The sequence below is a fragment of the Streptomyces sp. ID05-39B genome (assembly GCF_033794725.1).
Lineage (GTDB): Bacteria > Actinomycetota > Actinomycetes > Streptomycetales > Streptomycetaceae > Streptomyces > Streptomyces bobili.
This window is the reverse complement of sequence record NZ_JARGEF010000064.1, coordinates 1-17890: the sequence shown is the minus strand read 5'-3', so window position 1 is coordinate 17890 and position 17890 is coordinate 1. Positions and strand designations below refer to the sequence as shown.

Below are 17890 nucleotides of genomic sequence, written 5' to 3'. Positions count from 1 at the left end.
TTCTCCTTCGTGCGCCTGGGTGCCTAGGCCGCCAGCATTCGCCGCAACAACCCCCGCAACACCATCCGCTCCTCTTCCCCGAGCCCCGCCAGTGGCTCGCGGGCGAAGCGCAGGGACTCGCGCAGGTCCTGGGCGATCCGGCGTCCCTCGTCCGTCGCGGCGGCCAGCTTCACGCGGCGGTCGGCCGGGTCGGGGCGGCGCTCGACCAGGCCGCGGGTCTCCAGGCGGTCGACGATGCCGGTCACGTTGGACGGCTCGCACTTCAGCTTCACCGCGAGCTTGCGCATCGGCAGCGGCTCCAGGGAGAGCAGGCTGAGCAGCCGGGCCTGGGCGCCGGTGAGGGAGTGGCCGGCGGCGGCCTCCTCGTAGTCCTGGTAGAACCGCGCCACGACCTCGCCGATCAGCTCGACCACCTCCAGGGTGAGGGCGTCGGGCCGGCGGCTGCTGGGGGGTGTGGACATGCCTTTCAGGGTACCCGCTTACTTGACATCATGAAATATCCAGGCGCATGGTTGTTTCAGGTACTGAAGTATTTGGGCCGCATGCCACGACACCGCAGGCGCCTGTCACCCCACGGGCGCCGCACAGCACACAAGGAAGGGCACCATGTCGAAGACCCCCGCGCTCCCGTCCGTCAGCCGCGAATGGCGTCTGCTCAGCCGCCCCGTCGGCTGGCCCAAGGCCGAGGACTTCGAGCTGGCCGAGGCGGAGATCCGGCAGCCCGGTCCCGGTGAGGTGCTCGTCCGCAACGCGTACCTCTCCGTCGACCCGTACATGCGCGGCCGGATGAGCGCCGCCAAGTCCTACACGGCCCCCTTCGAACTGGGCAAGGCCATGCAGGGCGGCGCGGTCGGCGAGGTCGTCGCCTCCCACGCCGAGGGCATCGCCGTCGGCGACCACGTGCTGCACTTCGGCGGCTGGCGCGAGTACGCCACCTTCAACGCCGCGCAGGCCGTGAAGGTCGACCCCGAGGCCGCTCCCCTCTCCACCTACCTGGGCGTCCTCGGCATGACCGGCCTCACCGCCTACGCCGGCCTGCTGCGCACCGCCGCCCTCAAGGAGGGCGACGTCGTCTTCGTCTCCGGCGCGGCCGGTGCCGTCGGCAGCCAGGTCGGCCAGATCGCCAAGCTCAAGGGTGCCTCGCGGGTGATCGGCTCGGCCGGCTCCGACGAGAAGGTCAAGCTCCTGGTGGAGGAGTACGGCTTCGACGCGGCGTTCAACTACAAGAACGGCTCCGTGAGCGACCAGCTCCGCGAGGCCGCCCCCGACGGCATCGACGTCTACTTCGACAACGTGGGCGGCGACCACCTGGAGGCCGCGATCGGCTCCCTCGACGAGGGCGGCCGCATCGTGATCTGCGGCATGATCTCGGTCTACAACAACACCGAGCCGGCCCCCGGCCCCCGCAACCTCGCCCGCCTCATCCAGACCCGCGGCCGCATCGAGGGCTTCCTGGTCGGCGACCACTACGACCTGCAGTCCCAGTTCGTCCAGGAGGTCGGCCCCTGGGTCGCCTCGGGCGCCCTGAAGTACCGCGAGACGGTCGTCGAGGGCATCGAGAACAACCTGGAGGCGTTCCTCGGAGTACTCCGGGGCGACAACACCGGCAAGATGATCGTCAAGCTGTAGGACCGACCGGGGTGGGCACCGGGCAACGGCCAGGGGCCTGAGGGCGGATCCGCCCTCAGGTTCGGGACGGGAAGGGGCTGCGAGGGGGCGAAGAAGCCCCCTCGCAGCCCCTTCCCGCTCCCTCCCGTCCCCTCATCCGTCAGCTCTTGGTCCTCAGCCCTCAGCTCTTAGTCCTCAGCCCTCAGCCCTCACCCTCGAGCCGGCGCAGCCATCCGCACCGCGGCGACGAACCTCTCGTTCTCCACCGCCGCCCCACCCGGAAACGCGAACCGCCGCCGCGTGTACCCGTAGGCCACCCCGCTCCGCGGATCGGCGAACCCCTGACTCCCCGCCGCCCCGCTGTGCCCGAAGGCCCCGACGCCCAGCGTCGGATACCAGGTGTCCGCGGTCGCCTGGAAGCCCAGCCCGTACGACTTGTGCGCCCGCGCCACCAGGTCGTACCCCACGGAGTGGAACTGCCCGAACTCGGCCGCCGTGTCGTCCTTCAGCAGTGGCACCTTCCCCCCGACCTCGCTGATCGCCGCCGCGTACATCCCGGCCAGCCCGCGCGCGGAGGCGACGCCACCCACGGACGCCGGCCCCTTGGCCCGGACGAGCGGATCGTTGGGCAGCGTTTCGAGATCGGTGGGCTCGGCGGCATGCCGGTTGAAGGCGACGGCGGCAAGGGTGTGCGGCCCGCTCGGCAGCGAGTCGAGCAGTGCCCGCTGCTCGCCCGTGGGCGCCATCGCCTGCGTCGACCGGAACCGCGGCTCGTGCGCGCCCGGCAGCCCCAGGAAGAAGTCGAGCCCGTACGGCGCCCGTACGCGCTCCTCGTACACCTCCTGGAGCGTGCGGCCGGTGGCCCGCCGTACGACCTCGCCGCTGAGCGCGCCGATGACCAGCGCGTGGTAGCCGAACGCGGTACCCGGACGCCAGAACGGCCGCTGGTCGGCGAGGCGTTCGGCGAGCTGCCGGTCGTCCGCCAGTTCCTGACGGGAGAACCCGGAGTCGGTGCCGACCACACCGGCCCGGTGCGCGAGCAGGTCGCGCAGAGTCAGCGCGCCCTTGCCCTCGGAGGCGAACTCGGGCCAGTAGTAGGTGACTTTGCGGTCCAGCTCCAGCGTGCCCTCCTGGACGAGGAGCGCGGCCACCAGATGCGCGGCACCCTTGGTGGACGAGAACACGCCATAGAGGGAGTCGGCGTCCACGCCGTCCCCGGCCCACAGGTCGACGACCCGCCGGCCGTGCACGTACGCGCACAACTGGCCCTCGTAGTCGGGACGTTCGGTGGCCACGAACGCGGCGAACTCGTCCCGCACCGGCTCGAAGCCCGCCGCGACGGTGCCATGGATCTCTAGGGTCATCCGCTCTCCTCAACAAGACCGCTACTCGCGTGTGCCATGGTCAACAATGCCGGTCAGGGCTTGCCGCGATCGTGAGTGTTCCGTGGATCGGTACGGCGAGGTCCACCCGTTCGACTCAACGGAGACGGGACGGTGTTGGTGTCACCGATGGCCCGGATGGCCTACGGGTGTCGCCGGGACAGGAGTTCGGGCACCGGGCCGCACGGCTTCTCCTGCCGTCCCCGCGCCCGGCTCCCGGGCGGCGCGGATGACATGCCCGCGCCCCGATAGGATCCGGCCATGCATGATCTCGGGGCGGGTTTCGGATATCTCCTTCAGGGCCAGCGCTGGGTGGCCCGGCACGGGAAGCAGTACGGGTTCGGGCTCGTGCCCGGTCTGATCACGCTGGTCCTGTACCTGGGCGCGCTCGTGTCGCTCGCCGTGTGGGGCGCGGACTTCGTGGGCTGGGCGACACCGTTCGCCGACGACTGGTCGAGCCCCTGGAACGGACTGTTCCGCGGGTTTCTGACGGCCGTCCTGTTCGCGCTTTCCCTGCTGCTCGCCGTGGTGACCTTCACCGCGGTCACGCTGCTCATCGGGCAGCCGTTCTACGAGAGCCTCTCCGAGACGGTCGACCGCGATGTCTCCCCCGACGGCTCCGCCCCGGTCTCCGGGCTGCCGCTCTGGCGCGAGCTGTGGATCTCGGCGCGCGACAGCCTGCGGGTCGTGCTGCGCGCGCTGGTGTGGGGCGTGCTGCTTTTCGCACTCGGTTTCATCCCGTTCCTCGGCCAGACGGTCGTGCCGGTGATCGGCCTTTTCGTCACCGGTTTCTTCCTGACCGAGGAACTGACGTCCGTCGCCCTCCAGCGCCGTACCGTCGACGCACGCTCCCGGCTCGCCCTGCTCCGCGCCCGCCGGACCCTCGTCTGGGGCTTCGGCACGCCCCTCGCGGTCGCCTTCCTGGTCCCCTTCGTCGCCGTGTTCCTGATGCCGGGCGCGGTCGCGGGAGCGACGCTCATGGCGCGGGACCTGCTGGGCGAGGAGACCAAGGACGAGAACGACCGCGAGGAGCCGGACGCTATCCCGCGGCCCCACTGACCGCCACGGCCACGATCGCCCGCACCTGCGCGATGATGTCCAGCCGGTTGCGCACGAACTCCGCGTCCGTCACCGTCCCCGTGGCGGGGTCGGTGTTCTGGGCGCCGAACTGGAGCACGGGCGTGTGGACATGGCCGCCCGGCAGCGCCTCGCGCAGCCCGAGCCGGTCGCGCAGCAGGGTCGCCCGGTAGGCGATCTCGTTGGAGAGGTAGTCGCCGCCGCCTCCGGCCCGTGCGGTCGACCCGGCGGTGGGCCCGTCCGGCCGTACGACGGGAGACGTGCCTCCCGCCGGGATCTCGGTCACGCTCGTGTTGTCGTAGACGGGGAAACGGCCGGTGTCCGCCGCCGCGATCTCCCGGTACGGCAGGGTCGTCGTCGTCCACTGGGGCTGCGAGGACGGGTCGGCGACCGGCACGGTCTCCGTCCTGCTCACGTTCTCGTTGTCCGGGAAACCGCCCCGCCAGGCCCCGTTCGTCCGCTCGACGTCGAACCGGCCCACGCGCCCCTGGCTGACGGTCGTGAACAGGTCCACCTGGCGCAGGTACGGCCGCAGCGTCCGCTCCACCGTGCCCTCGGCGAAGTCCCGCCAGCGCACCGGGAACACGGCCGTCTCGATGCGGGCCGGGCCCTGGGCGGTCTCGATCACCGTGCCGTCCAGCGCCAGCGCGCTCGCCCCGGACGGATTCGAGATCCGCACGTCACGGTCCAGCGTGAACGGGTCGAAACCGGTGACGAGAACCCGCTTCAGGCCCTTGGAGCCCGGCGCATGGCGGAGGTCTGCCTGCCCGCGCGAGGTCCGTTCCAAGTCGCTGATCAGAGCGCCCCGTTGGGCGTCGGTCAGCCCGAACCCGGGGTTCCACTTGCGCACCTGGCGCGACATCGCCAACCGCGCCCAGTACAGCGGCCGGTCGTCGTGGGCGAGGGATCGGCGCTGTGGCGGCGGGCCTGCGCGTAGGAGTGCGCGGTACCGAGCCGCCGCGCCAACTCGGGGGCCACGGCGTCGAACCCGGACGCCGCGAGAATCTCCCGCGGCACCGCCCGGTCGAGCCGCAGCTCCTCGGCGGTCAGGGCCGCGACCGAGGACGTACCGGCAGCCGCGGCGGGTGAGGCGGCGGGCGCGGCGGCACCGGCCGGGGCCGGCACCGACATACAGGCCGTCAGGGCCAGACCGAGGCCGAGGATACGGGCACGAACTCGCGGGGAACCGGGGGCCATTGAGGTCCTTCCGTCGCGGTGGGGCGCGTGGTGCGGGACGACGGAAGTATCGCGTGACCGGTGTGGTTCACGCCATGGGGCACCCGTCCGGACGACCGTCAGTCCCCGTCCACATCCCCGTCCCCGTCCACATCCCCGTCCACGTCCTCGCCCAGCAGCCGCAGGAAGTCGCGGAAGGCGCCCGGCATGTCCACCGACTCCGGGTCCAGGAGCCACTGGTACTGGAGGCCGTCCATCACCGCGACCAGCAGCGGAGCGGTCCGCCCCGGGGTGAGGCCGTTGGGGAGGCGGTCGCCGTACTCGGTGCGCAGGGCCGCCGTGATGTCGGCCCGCACCTGCCGGTACCGGTCGGTGAAGTAGGTCCGTGCCGGATGCCCCTCGGTGACGCTCTCGCCGAGGAGGGCGGAGAAGGTCTGGATGATGCCGGGCCGCATCGCGTTGTACTCGACCAGTGAGCACAGCAGGTCGATCCGCCACCGGTTGTGCGGCATCGCGTCCCACTGGTCGCGTTCCTTCAGCACGGTGACCAGCAGGGCGTCCTTGGTGGGGAAGTGGTGCAGCAGGCCCTGCTGGGTCAGCCCGACCCGTTCGGCGACCGCGGCCAGGCTCGTACCCCGGTAACCGCGTTCGGCGATCACCTCCAGGGCGGCCCGCACGATCTCGGCGCGCCGCTCCTCGCTCCTGGTCGTCCTGGCGCTCATGCCGTCACCGTAAGGCATCCCCGAGCCGCGAACGTAACGGCAAGGTCTCGAAACCTACCGATCTACAGGTAGCCGATGCACGATGAGGGAACAACACCGCACAGCAACGCACAGGAACTAGCGAGGAGGCCCGCGATGGCGGACACCGGGACGCACATCGAGGCAGCCGTCGAGACGGCCCTCGGCAAACTCGACCTGGACGCGAAGACCCGGCTGCTGGCCGGCCAGGACATGTGGTCCCTGCCCGCACTCCCCGAGATCGGCCTCGCGTCCCTCGTGATGTCCGACGGCCCGATCGGCGTCCGCGGCGTGCGCTGGACCGCCGACGACCCGTCCGTCGCCCTGCCGTCCCCGACCGCCCTCGCCGCCACCTGGGACCCCGGCCTCGCCCGCCGCGCCGGCCTGCTCCTCGCCCAGGAGGCCCGCCGCAAGGGCGTCCACGTCCTGCTCGCCCCGACCGTCAACCTGCACCGCTCCCCGCTCGGCGGCCGTCACTTCGAGGCCTACAGCGAGGACCCGTACCTGACGGGACGGATCGCAAGCGGTTACGTGACCGGCGTGCAGGAAGGCGGCGTCGGCACCACCGTCAAGCACTTCGTCGCCAACGACGCCGAGACCGACCGCTTCACCGTGAACAACCTGGTCGGCGAACGCGCCCTGCGCGAGCTGTACCTGGCCCCCTTCGAGGCCATCGTCGAGAACGCCCGCCCCTGGGGCATCATGACCGCCTACAACACGGTCAACGGCACCACGATGACCGAGCACCACCACCTCGTGAACGAGATCCTGCGCGGCGAATGGGGCTTCGACGGTTTCAACGTCTCCGACTGGATGGCCGCCCGCGACACGGTCGGCGCCCTGCGGGGCGGCCTCGACGTGGCCATGCCCGGCCCGGAAACCGTTTACGGCGAAGCCCTCGCCCAGGCGGTGCGCGACGGCCGCCTCCACGAGCCCGAGGTCGACGAGGCCGTACGCCGGGTCCTGCGCATCGCCGCCCGGGTGGGCGCCCTCGCGGACGTCGAACCCGCCGTCCCCGTACCGCCCGCGCGCGTCCACGGCGAGGCCCTGGCCCGCGAACTCGCCCGCCGCTCCTTCGTCCTGGTCCGCAACGAGCGCGCCGCGCTGCCCCTGCGGCCCGGCCGCACGGTCGCCCTCATCGGTGCCGCCGCCCGCGACGCCCGCGTCCTCGGCGGCGGCTCCGCCACCGTCTTCCCCGCCCATGTCGTCTCCCCGCTCGACGGCCTGACCGCCGCCCTCCCCGAGGGTGCCCTCAGGTACGCCGTCGGCGCCGACCCGACCACCGAACTCGCCGTCGCCGACCAGGGGTTCGCGCTGCGCGCCGTCTGCCGGGACGCCGCCGGAGCCGTCATCGGCACCGGCTCGGCCCCCAACGGCCAGATCCAGTGGATGGGTACCGACCTCCCCGACGGCGTCTCTCACGACACCCTCCACACGGTCGAGCTGACCGGCACCTTCACCCCGCGCGCGAGCGGCCGGCACAGCTTCGGCATCAAGGGCGTCGGCGCCTTCACCCTCACCGTCGCCGGCACGACGTACTTCGACGGCGCCCAGCCGCCCGCCGACGTCAGCGACCCCTTCGAGGCGTTCTTCGGCTCCCCGGTGCCCCGCGCCGAGGCCGAACTCACCGCCGGCGAACCGGTCGACGTCTCCCTCACCTACGTCGTCCGGCTGCCCGACGGCATCCCCATGGAGGTCGTCGCCTTCGCGCTCGCCCACCAGGAACCCCGACGGGACCCGGACGCGCTGATCGCCGAGGCCGTCGAGGCGGCCCGCGCCGCCGACACCGCCGTGGTCGTCGTCGCCACCACCGACCGCGTCGAGTCCGAGGGCTTCGACCGCACCGACCTGCGCCTGCCCGGCCGCCAGGACGACCTGGTGCGGGCCGTGGCCGCCGCCAACCCGGACACCGTCGTCATCGTCAACTCCGGCTCGCCGGTGGAACTCCCCTGGCGCGAGGACGTCGCCGCCGTGTTGCTGAGCTGGTTCCCCGGCCAGGAGGGCGGCGCCGCCCTCGCCGACGTCCTCACCGGCGCCCACGAACCCGGCGGCCGGCTCCCCACCACCTGGGGCTCCCTCACCGACGCCCCGGTCACCCGCGTCGCCCCCGCCGACGGCGAACTCCCCTACGACGAGGGCGTCTTCATCGGCTACCGCGCCTGGGAGAAGGAGGGCCGCACCCCGGCGTACCCCTTCGGCCACGGCCTGGGCTACACCGACTGGACGTACGACTCGGTCGAGACGGACGGCACCACCGTCGCCGTCCGCCTCCGCAACACCGGCGGCCGGGCGGGCCGCGAGGTCGTCCAGGTCTACCTCGCGCCCACCGAGCCCGACGCCGCCCGCCCGGCGCGCTGGCTGGCCGGCTTCGCGGGCGTCGAGGCGGGACCGGGGGAGCGCGCCGAGGCCGTCGTCACCCTCCCTCGCCGCGCCTTCGAGATCTGGGACGAGGCGGCCCACCGGTGGTTCTTTGTGAAGGGTTCGTACGAAATCCAGGTGGGTAGGTCTCTCGCGGACCGCAGGATCACCGCGACGATTAACGTCTGAGGCGGGCCCCGCGCCCCAAGAGCAGCCCCGGTCCGGGACCTGACCCCTGGACCGGGGCTATTTCCTGCCCACGACCACTGGCCGCGGCTACCGCGCCGAGAACCCGTACACCGTCTCCGACCGGTACACCTCGCCCGGCCGCAGCTCGGTGCTCGGGAAGTCCGGGCGGTTCGGGGAGTCCGGGAAGTGCTGGGTCTCCAGCGCGACGCCCTGGCCGGGCCCGAACGGCTCGCCCAGGTAGTCCGCGGTGTACAGCTGGATCCCCGGCTCGGTCGTGGCCACCGTCATCACCCGCCCGGACGCCGGGTCGTGCAGCTCCGCCACCTCGACCGGCTTCGCCGTGACGCCCTTGTCGAGCACGAAGTTGTGGTCGAAGCCGCCCCCGACCTTGCGGGCCGTACGGAAGTCGAAGCGGGTGTCCGCCACCTCGGCCGGCTCGCCCGCCGGGATCAGGCCGTCGTCGACCGGCGTGTACCGGGAGGCGGCCAGCCGCAGCTCGTGCCCGCCCGCGTCGCCCGAGCCGCTCAGGTTGAAGTAGCTGTGGTTGGTCAGGTTCACCACCGTCGGCTCGTCGGTGACCGCCTCGTACACGAACCGCAGCGCCCCCGACGCGTCCAGCGTGTACGTCGCCGTGATCTCCAGGCGGCCCGGGAAGCCCTCCTCGCCGTGCGGGCTGACCCGGCTCAGCCGCAGCCCGTGCTCGACCGGCCGCACCTCCCACACCCGCTTGTCGAAACCGCGCTCACCGCCGTGCAGCGAGTTCGGCCCGTTGTTCGGCGCGAGGGCGTACGTCACCTCGTCCAGCGGGAAGTGGGCCCCGCCGATCCGGTTCGCGTACCGCCCGATCAGGGCGCCCAGATAGGGCTCGGGATGCGTGACATAGCCGTCCAGGTCCGCGAACCCGAGCACCACGTCCGCCGTGTTCCCGTCCCGGTCCGGGACCTCCACCGACTGCACGATCCCGCCGTACGACAGGACCCGCACCCGCACGCCCGCCCGCTCCAGGGTCCAGCGGTGTACCGGGGTGCCGTCGGAAAGTGTTCCGAAGTGTTCGCTCATGGGTGAAACCCTAAGTCACGCGGCGCGGGCGGTGACCTTGCGGTAGGCGATCTCGGCCAGCCTGGCCTGGCCGTCCTTGCTCGGATGGAACCAGTCCCAGTGGCTCAACTGGTCGGTCCCGAAGCGGAACTCGTAGACCGCGCCGCCGTCGAACCGGCATCGCAGGTCCTTCGCGCAGACCTCCTTCAACACCGTGTTGTAGTCCTCCACCCGCTTCTGCACGGTCTCCCGGCGCAGATTCGCCGCCGAGTCCAGCGCGTCCGCGTCGCCCAGCATCGACGGGCAGATCCCCAGCTTCCACACCTGCTTGCCCAGCACGTTCGTCCGCCCCTGCGACCACAGCCGCTTGAGGTTCGGCACGCTCGCGACGTACACCTGCGCCGCGGGCGCGCTTCGGCGCAGGGTGCGCAGCGACTCCTCGAACCCGGACCGGAAGTCGGCGACCGTCGTCATCGCCTGCGCCGATGCCCGGCAGGCGTCGTTGGCCCCCGCCATCACCGTGACCAGCGCGGGCTTCTTCGCCGCCGCCCGCGCCATCTGCGCCGGCAGATCCGCCATCCGCGCCCCCGACGCCGCGTAGTTCCAGCTGTGCGTGGCCGCCTTCGCCACCCCCAGCAGCCGTACGGCCAGACTGTTCACCTCGCCGCTGTCACCCGTCGCCCAGGACACCTCGGGACAGTCCGACAGCACCGAGCAGGCGTCGAAGCCGCGCGTGATGGAGTCGCCCACCGCGGCCAGCGAGGCCGGGCTGCTGTCCCACACCGGGGCCGGTGACGCCGACGGCTTCGGCTGCCGCTCCCGGGCGTCCGACTCGCCCGGCCCGCCACCGCCCAGCACATCGCAGCCCGCCGTGCCCAGGACGACCGCGGCCGTCACCGCGGCCACGGCCCGCGAGCGGTGGCTCAACTTAGGCATCCCCTGGTGTCCCCTCGGTCGTCCCGCTCGCCGGCCGGTCCCCGGCCGGACGATTCGCCGGCCCACCCATGACAACGTCCGGGAGTTCCCGAACCCGACAGGAAGCAACGATCACGCCGGTACAGGCGTCCTGCCGGGTGAATGGGGGCCGTTCCGCGGCCTCGGACCGACGGTACGTCACACTCCTTGCGCCGCCGCACGGTAGCCTCGCCATCAGCGTGGCTGCCCGCCACAGCAGCCATGCCAGCCTGCAAGACTGTCCCGCTCTGCCCGGAGGTCCCGGTGACGACACGTGGAGTTCTGTACGTGCACTCCGCGCCGCGCGCGCTGTGCCCGCACGTCGAGTGGGCCGTCGCCGGGGTGCTCGGCACACGCGTCAGCCTCGACTGGATCCGGCAGCCCGCCGCGCCCGGCACCTGGCGCTCGGAGTTCTCCTGGCGGGGCGAGGCCGGCACCGCCTCCCAACTCGCCTCCGCGCTGCGCGGCTGGCACCTGCTGCGCTTCGAGGTCACCGCCGAGCCCTGCGCCACCGCCGAGGGCGAGCGCTACAGCTGCACCCCCGAACTCGGCATCTTCCACGCCGTCACCGGCATCCACGGCGACATCCTCATCCCCGAGGACCGGCTGCGCGCCGCCCTGACCCGTTCCCAGCGCGGTGAGACGGACCTGGAGGCGGAGATCGCCAAACTCCTGGGCAAGCCCTGGGACGACGAACTGGAGCCGTTCCGCTACGCCGGTGAGGGCGCCCCCGTGAGGTGGCTGCACCAGGTGGTGTGACACGCGGGACCGTAACGCCGCGAGACCGAACGCGAAGGGGCCCCACCTCCAGGTGGGGCCCCTTCACGCACGTACGAGCGGTTCTCAGACCGTCCGGAACGCCAGCACCACGTTGTGCCCGCCGAACCCGAACGAGTCGTTCAGCGCGGCGATACGGCCCTCGACGGGCAGCTTGCGCGCCTCGCCGCGGACGATGTCCGCGTTCGCCTCGGCCTCGGGGTCGAGGTTCTCGACGTTGATGGTCGGCGGAGCCACCCGGTGGTACAGCGCGAGGACCGTCGCCACCGACTCGACACCGCCCGCGCCGCCGAGCAGGTGACCGGTCATCGACTTCGTCGCCGAGACCGCCATGTGGTCGGTGTCGTCGCCGAACACCTTGCGCAGTGCCTTCAGTTCGGCCACGTCACCGGCCGGCGTCGACGTCGCGTGCGCGTTGACGTGCACGATCTCCGCCGGGTCCAGGTCGGTGCGGTCCATCAGGTTCTGCAGGGCGTGCGCGATGCCGCGGCCCTCCGGTTCCGGCTGCACGATGTCGTGGGCGTCGGCGGAGATGCCCTGGCCGACCGCCTCGGCGTACACCCGCGCCCCGCGCGCGGCGGCGTGCTCGGCGGACTCCAGGACGATCACACCGGCACCCTCGCCGAGCACGAAGCCGTCGCGCCCGGTGTCGTAGGGACGCGAGGCGCCCTGCGGGTCGTCGTTGTTCTTGGACATCGCCATCATGTTGCCGAACGCGGCGATGGGCAGCGGGTGGATCGCCGCCTCCGTGCCTCCGGCGACGACGACGTCGGCGCGGCCGGTGCGGATCATCTCGATGGCGTAGCCGATGGCCTCGGCACCCGACGCGCACGCCGAGACCGGCGTGTGCACGCCCGCGCGGGCGCCCACGAGCAGACCCACGTTGGCGGACGGGCTGTTCGGCATCAGCATGGGCACGGTGTGCGGGGAGACGCGGCGGACGCCCTTCTCCTTGAGCACGTCGTACTGGTCCAGCAGGGTCGTCACGCCGCCGATGCCGGAGGCGATGACCGCGCCGAGCCGGTCCGGGTCGACGGACGCGTCGTCACCGGCCCTGGCCTCGAACCCGGCGTCCTTCCAGGCCTCCTGAGCCGCGATCAGCGCGAACTGCGCCGAACGGTCCAGCTTGCGGGCCTGCGGACGCGGGATGACCTCGGAGGGCTCCACGGCGATCTGCGCGGCGATACGGACGGCCTGCTCGGCCGCCCAGTCCTGCTCCAGGGGCTTGACACCGGACTTGCCGGCGACCAGGCCCTCCCAGGTAGAGGCTGCGTCGCCACCCAGCGGTGTGGTTGCGCCGATACCGGTGACGACCACGGTGCGATTGGTCGGGCTCACGGGAATTCTTTCTCCAACGATCGGGATTCAGCGGCGCCACCGCCGGGTGGCGGGACAGGCCGGATCATCCGGCCCCAGCAGTGGCTCAGCCCTGGTTCTTGAGGATGTAGTTCGTCGCGTCGCCGACCGTCTTGAGGTCCTTGACGTCGTCGTCGGGGATCTTGACGTCGAAGCGCTCTTCGGCAGCGACGACGACCTCGACCATGGACAGCGAGTCGACGTCCAGGTCGTCGGTGAAGGACTTGTCCAGCTTGACGTCCTCGACCGGGATGCCGGCGATCTCGTTCACGATCTCCGCGAGACCGGCGACGATCTCTTCCTGAGTGGCGGCCATGTCGGCGCTCCTTCTTTGTGTTCCAGAGGGTGTGGCATTGGGTGTCTTCCGTCCCGGACCGCATGATCCGGCACGGAGTGCCTAGGGGAGGGTAACGACCGTGGCGGCGTACACGAGACCCGCCCCGAATCCGATGACGAGCGCGGTGTCGCCGCTCTTGGCCTCGCCGGTCGCCAGAAGCCGTTCCATGGCGAGCGGGATCGAGGCGGCCGAGGTGTTTCCGGTGGTCCGTACGTCACGTGCGACCGTGACGGATTCCGGCAGCTTGAGGGTCTTCACCATCGAGTCGATGATCCGCTCGTTGGCCTGGTGCGGGATGAAGACGTCCAGTTCGGCGGAGGTGAGGCCGGCGGCGTCCAGGGCCTCCTTGGCGACCTTCGCCATCTCGAACACGGCCCAGCGGAACACCGCCTGGCCCTCCTGGGTGATCGCCGGGAACTTCGCGACCTCGCCGTCGCGGTAGTCCGTCCACGGCACGGTCTGCTTGATGGTCTCCGACTTGTCGCCCTCGGAGCCCCAGACCGTCGGGCCGATCGCCGGCTCCTTCGAGGGGCCGACCACGACCGCGCCCGCGCCGTCGCCGAACAGGAAGGCGGTGGCCCGGTCCTCCAGGTCGGTCAGGTCGGACAGCCGCTCCACGCCGATGACCAGGACGTACTCGGCGGAACCCTCGACGATCATGCCCTTGGCGAGGGTCAGGCCGTAGCCGAAGCCCGCGCAGCCGGCCGAGATGTCGAAGGCGGCGGCCTTGTTCGTGCCGAGCTTGTCGGCGATCTCGGTGGCCACGGCCGGGGTCTGCTTGAAGTGCGACACGGTCGAGACGACCACGGCGCCGATCTGCTGGGGGGTGATCCCGGCGTCGGCGATCGCCTTGCCGGACGCCTCGACCGACATGGCGGCGACGGTCTCCTCGTCGTTCGCCCAGTGCCGGGTCTCGATGCCGGAGCGCGAGCGGATCCACTCGTCGGAGGAGTCGATCGTCTCGAGGATCACCTCGTTGGGCACCACCCGGGTGGGCCGGTAGCCGCCCACGCCGAGGATGCGCGCGTACGGGGCGCCCTTGCTGGGCTTGATCTTCGACATGCTCGTCGGCTCCTTGTCAGGCACTGTGCTCGGCGATGACCTCGCGGGCCGCGTCGAGATCGTCGGGGGTCTTCAGCGCCAGCGTCTTCACGCCGGGCAGGGCGCGCTTGGCGAGACCGGTGAGCGTACCGCCGGGGCACACCTCGATCAGCGCCGTCACGCCGAGCTGCCGGAAGGTCTCCATGCACAGGTCCCAGCGGACCGGGTTGGCGACCTGGCCGACCAGGCGGTCCAGGACCTCCGCGCCGGTGGCCACGGCCTGACCGTCCCTGTTGGAGACGTAGGTGATCTTCGGGTCGGCTGGGGACAGCTCCTTGGCGGCAGCGGCCAGGGTCTCGACCGCGGGGGCCATGTGGAGCGTGTGGAACGCGCCGGCGACCTTCAGCGGCACGACCTTGCGGACGCCCTCCGGCTTGTCCTCGTTCAGCAGGGCCAGCTGCTCCAGCGTGCCCGCGGCGACGATCTGACCGGCGCCGTTGACGTTCGCCGGGGTCAGGCCCAGCTTCTCCAGGTGCGCCACGGAGACCTCGGGGTCACCGCCGAGCAGTGCCGACATGCCGGTCTCGGTGATCGCGGCGGCCTCGGCCATGGCCAGGCCCCGCTTGCGGACCAGGGTCAGCGCGGCGGTGTCGTCGAGGACACCCGCGAAGGTGGCGGCGGTGATCTCGCCGACGCTGTGACCGGCGACCGCGCCGGGCGCGAGGTCCGCGAGGTCGCCCAGTGCCGAGGCCGACAGGATTCCGGCCGCGACCAGCAGCGGCTGCGCCACGGCGGTGTCGCGGATCTGGTCCGCGTCGGCCTGGGTGCCGTAGTGGGCGAGGTCCAGTCCGATGGCGTCCGACCACGCGGCGACACGGGCGGCGGCGCCGGGCAGTTCGAGCCAGGGGGTCAGGAAGCCGGGCGTCTGTGCGCCCTGGCCGGGAGCGACGAGTACGAGCACTCTCACACTCTCTCTTGGGTACGGGCACGGCCGCCCGTGGGGACAGGGACGAAGAACGGCAGGGGGTTTTGTGGGCCTCCGACAAAACGCTAGCTCTGGGGGTCCCCGTCGACGAGACGTCCCAGGATCAGCGCGATGCGCAAGGTGAACGCAGAGCGTACATCCGACGGCGACCAGCCGGTGACGTCAGTCACACGTCGAAGCCGGTAGCGCACGGTGTTGGGATGGACGAACAGCATCCTCGCGGCACCCTCAAGGCTGGACGCCTGCTCCAGATAGACGGCGAGGGTCTCCAGCAGCGCGGAGCCCGCCTCCTCCAGCGGTCTGTAGATCTCCTCCACCAGCTGCTCGCGCGCGCCGGGATCCCCGGCTATCGCGCGCTCCGGCAGCAGGTCGTCCGCCAGCACCGGCCTCGGCGCGTCCTGCCACGCGGAACACGCCTTGAGTCCGGCGGCGGCGGCCTGCGCGGAGCGGGTCGCGGCGAGCAGGTCGGGCACCACGGGACCCGCGACGACCGGCCCGGCGGCGAACGGCCCGATCAGGGACTTGGCGACGGCCATCGGATCGTCGCTGCCGCCCGCGATGACGACGAGCCGCGAGCCGAGCACCCCGGTGAGCACCTGGAGCTTGGCGTGTCGCGAGGCCCGCCGGATCGCCTCCACCGTCAGCTCGGAGTCCCCGTCCGGCGCGGTCCCGAGGACCACGCACACATGTTCGGGCGCGCTCCAGCCGAGAGCGGCGGCCCGGCTGACGGCGCCCTCGTCGGCCTCCCCGCTGAGCACGGCGTTCACGACGAGCGACTCCAGCCGGGCGTCCCAGGCACCGCGTGCCTCGGCGGCCTGGGCGTACACCTGGGCGGTGGCGAAGGCGATCTCACGGGCGTACACCAGGAGCGCCTCGCGCAGCACGTTCTCGTCGCCGGGGGCCGCGACCTCGTCGATCGCGCTCTCCATCACCTCGATCGTGGTGCGGACCATCTCGACGGTCTGCCGCAGGGTGATGGCCCGGGTCAGCTCGCGCGGCGCCGTCCCGAACACGTCGGTGGAGATGGCCTGCGGGGCGTCGGGACGGCGGAACCACTCCGTGAACGCGGCGATGCCCGCCTGGGCCACCAGACCGATCCAGGAACGGTTCTCCGGGGGCATGGCCCGGTACCACGGCAGCGTCTCATCCATGCGCGTGATGGCCTGGGCGGCGAGACTCCCGGAGGATTTCTCCAGCCGCTTCAGGGTCGCGGTGTGGGCGTGGGCGGCGCGTGCCGCGGCTCGGGCGTTGCGGACTTCGGGTTCGGGCACGTGGACAAGACTGCCTTATCGGGACGCGAGCATGCGTGGGCGGGTCACGGGCGAGGACACGGCCCGCCCGCCGACAGGTCTACCGTGGTCGCCGTGATGGACCTACGCCGCTCCGACGAGCGCTACCCCGGCGGCGACCCGGCGGCCGGCATCGAGACCCGGCACGCCTTCTCCTTCGGCCCCCACTACGACCCCGGCAACCTCCGCTTCGGCGCCCTGATCGCCTGCAACGAGGAGCGCCTCGCCCCCGGCGCAGGCTTCGACGAGCACCCCCACAGCCACACCGAGATCGTCACCTGGGTCGTCGAGGGCGAGCTGACCCACCGCGACTCCCACGGCCACGAGAGGCGGGTACGCCCCGGCGACGTCCAGCGGCTCAGCTCGGCGGCCGGGGTGCGGCACGTCGAACGCAACGACGGCGGCGCACCGCTGACCTTCGTGCAGATGTGGCTGGCCCCGCTGGAGCCGGGCGGCGAGCCCGTCTACGACCTGGTCCGCGGCATCGCCGACCGCACGCCGTACGCCGTCCCGGAGGCCGGCGCGATGCTGCACGTTCGGCGGCTGGCGGCGGGGGAGCGGACGGCGGTGCCAAACGCTCCGCGGGTCTACGTCCATGTCGTCGGCGGCACCGTCCGGCTCGGCCCGCACGAGCTGGGACCGGGGGACGCGGTGCGCGCCGCCGACGAGAAGGACCTGGAACTGGTGGCGGGGGCGGGTCCGGCGGAGGTGCTGGTCTGGGAGATGTCCGCCTGAGCGGGCCTACCCCTCGGAGCTGGGGTCCTCCGCGTTGCGCCACACCGTGACGTCCACCGTGACGTAGTCGCTGGGGTCGTTCTCCGGGGCGCTGCCCCTGAAGGTGACCAGGGCGATGTGGCCGAAGGAACTGTGCACGCACATCTGCGACCCCTCGGAGACCTGGGAGAGCGCGATCTCCTTGGTGTACCGGGTCTCCGCGCGGCAGGTGGCCAGCGAGCCCTTCTGGGCGTTGTTCAGCAGCACGACCTGCTCGCCACTGCTGCCCAGCAGGGGGTTGCTGCTCGAGCCGCCCGCGTCGTAGTAGTAGAGGTCGCTGTCCGACTTGTAGCGGGGGCTGCTGCCGTTGGGGGCCTCGACGGGCTTGGGCGGGGAGTCCGCGAACCGCACGGAGTAGTTCTCGGGGATGTTGATGCCCCGGTAGGTGACCGGGGTGGGATCGGGCTGCGGGCGCGCACTCCCCGAAGTGTCCGTGCCGCCGCTGGTGCCGCCGCTGGTGCCGCCACTCGTCGCCGAGGCGTCCGAGGAGTCACCGAGTTCCTTGATGAAGGACGCACAGCCGCCGAGCCAGGACAGGCCCACCACGGCCGCGATGGAGATCCCGATCCATTTGCCGGCCTGGTTCTTCTTCGGCGGCAGCGGCAGCGGCAGCGGACGCCAGGCGGCGGGCTGCGGATGGGCGTGCTGCTGATGAGGGAAGGGCGGCTGCGGCACGGTCGCCGGGCCGTACGACGGCTGGTAGGGGGCCTGCGGGTGGGAAAGCGGGACGGCCGGACCGAACGAGGGCGTCGGCGGCACATGCGTGGCCGCGGCGGTGGGCGCCACGTGCAACGGGGCCTGGGCCTGCT

15 protein-coding genes and 2 pseudogenes are annotated in these 17890 nt (G+C 71.9%); 5 read left to right on the top strand and 12 right to left on the bottom strand.

The window, feature by feature from the left end:
* Positions 1–23: 23 nt before the first annotated feature.
* Positions 24–461, bottom strand: coding sequence for a MarR family transcriptional regulator (locus P1P75_RS16520; RefSeq protein WP_319255903.1), 438 nt, complete (start codon positions 459–461; stop codon positions 24–26).
* Positions 462–606: 145 nt separating this feature from the next.
* On the opposite strand from P1P75_RS16520, the gene P1P75_RS16515 reads away from it, so the two are divergent.
* A complete protein-coding gene (locus P1P75_RS16515; protein ID WP_319255901.1) occupies positions 607–1629 on the top strand; it encodes an NADP-dependent oxidoreductase in 1023 nt (340 codons plus the stop codon).
* Positions 1630–1817: 188 nt separating this feature from the next.
* On the opposite strand, the gene P1P75_RS16510 is transcribed toward P1P75_RS16515, so the two are convergent.
* Positions 1818–2972, bottom strand: a complete 1155-nt coding sequence (locus P1P75_RS16510) for a serine hydrolase domain-containing protein (RefSeq protein WP_319255899.1) — start codon at positions 2970–2972, stop codon at positions 1818–1820.
* Positions 2973–3251: 279 nt separating this feature from the next.
* Between P1P75_RS16510 and P1P75_RS16505 the strand changes: the two genes are divergently transcribed.
* The gene (locus P1P75_RS16505) at positions 3252–4049 is read left to right on the top strand and encodes an EI24 domain-containing protein (RefSeq protein ID WP_319255897.1); all 798 of its coding nucleotides are present in this window, start codon (positions 3252–3254) and stop codon (positions 4047–4049) included.
* Here P1P75_RS16505 and P1P75_RS16500 read toward each other — a convergent pair.
* Both P1P75_RS16500 and P1P75_RS16495 read right to left on the bottom strand, forming a co-directional pair.
* Positions 4030–5264: pseudogene (locus tag P1P75_RS16500) on the bottom strand (pyroglutamyl peptidase). The gene P1P75_RS16505 and the pseudogene P1P75_RS16500 overlap by 20 nt on opposite strands.
* Before the next feature lie 98 nt (positions 5265–5362).
* Positions 5363–5983, bottom strand: a complete 621-nt coding sequence (locus tag P1P75_RS16495; protein WP_319255895.1) for a TetR/AcrR family transcriptional regulator — start codon at positions 5981–5983, stop codon at positions 5363–5365.
* Between the two features lie 117 nt (positions 5984–6100).
* Here P1P75_RS16495 and P1P75_RS16490 point away from each other — a divergent pair, with 117 nt between their 5' ends.
* Positions 6101–8530, top strand: coding sequence for a glycoside hydrolase family 3 C-terminal domain-containing protein (locus P1P75_RS16490; protein WP_319255893.1), 2430 nt, complete (start codon positions 6101–6103; stop codon positions 8528–8530).
* A gap of 87 nt (positions 8531–8617) precedes the next feature.
* Here the strand turns inward: P1P75_RS16490 and P1P75_RS16485 are convergent, their stop codons facing one another.
* Both P1P75_RS16485 and P1P75_RS16480 read right to left on the bottom strand, forming a co-directional pair.
* Positions 8618–9589 carry an aldose epimerase family protein gene (locus P1P75_RS16485; RefSeq protein ID WP_319255891.1) on the bottom strand — a complete coding sequence of 324 codons (972 nt, stop codon included), beginning with the start codon at positions 9587–9589 and terminating at the stop codon, positions 8618–8620.
* 15 nt (positions 9590–9604) lie between these two features.
* Positions 9605–10504, bottom strand: a complete 900-nt coding sequence (locus P1P75_RS16480; protein WP_319255889.1) for an SGNH/GDSL hydrolase family protein — start codon at positions 10502–10504, stop codon at positions 9605–9607.
* A 282-nt stretch (positions 10505–10786) separates the two neighbouring features.
* Between P1P75_RS16480 and P1P75_RS16475 the strand changes: the two genes are divergently transcribed.
* Complete coding sequence (locus tag P1P75_RS16475) at positions 10787–11281, top strand: DUF3145 domain-containing protein (RefSeq protein WP_319255887.1); 495 nt, start codon at positions 10787–10789, stop codon at positions 11279–11281.
* 84 nt (positions 11282–11365) lie between these two features.
* Here the strand turns inward: P1P75_RS16475 and fabF are convergent, their stop codons facing one another.
* From fabF to P1P75_RS16450, 5 genes are all read right to left on the bottom strand, one after another.
* Positions 11366–12637, bottom strand: coding sequence for a beta-ketoacyl-ACP synthase II (fabF, locus tag P1P75_RS16470; RefSeq protein WP_319255885.1), 1272 nt, complete (start codon positions 12635–12637; stop codon positions 11366–11368).
* Positions 12638–12722: 85 nt separating this feature from the next.
* On the bottom strand, positions 12723–12971 hold the full coding sequence (locus P1P75_RS16465; RefSeq protein WP_150470786.1) for an acyl carrier protein: 249 nt from the start codon (positions 12969–12971) through the stop codon (positions 12723–12725).
* 81 nt (positions 12972–13052) lie between these two features.
* A complete protein-coding gene (locus P1P75_RS16460; RefSeq protein ID WP_319255883.1) occupies positions 13053–14054 on the bottom strand; it encodes a ketoacyl-ACP synthase III in 1002 nt (333 codons plus the stop codon).
* 16 nt (positions 14055–14070) lie between these two features.
* The gene (locus P1P75_RS16455; protein WP_319255881.1) at positions 14071–14994 is read right to left on the bottom strand and encodes an ACP S-malonyltransferase; all 924 of its coding nucleotides are present in this window, start codon (positions 14992–14994) and stop codon (positions 14071–14073) included.
* Between the two features lie 89 nt (positions 14995–15083).
* Positions 15084–16289, bottom strand: coding sequence for a helix-turn-helix domain-containing protein (locus P1P75_RS16450; RefSeq protein WP_319255879.1), 1206 nt, complete (start codon positions 16287–16289; stop codon positions 15084–15086).
* 93 nt (positions 16290–16382) lie between these two features.
* On the opposite strand from P1P75_RS16450, the gene P1P75_RS16445 reads away from it, so the two are divergent.
* The gene (locus tag P1P75_RS16445; RefSeq protein ID WP_319255878.1) at positions 16383–17042 is read left to right on the top strand and encodes a pirin family protein; all 660 of its coding nucleotides are present in this window, start codon (positions 16383–16385) and stop codon (positions 17040–17042) included.
* 6 nt (positions 17043–17048) lie between these two features.
* Here P1P75_RS16445 and P1P75_RS16440 read toward each other — a convergent pair.
* Positions 17049–17890, bottom strand: a pseudogene (locus tag P1P75_RS16440) (serine/threonine protein kinase); the annotation flags it as partial.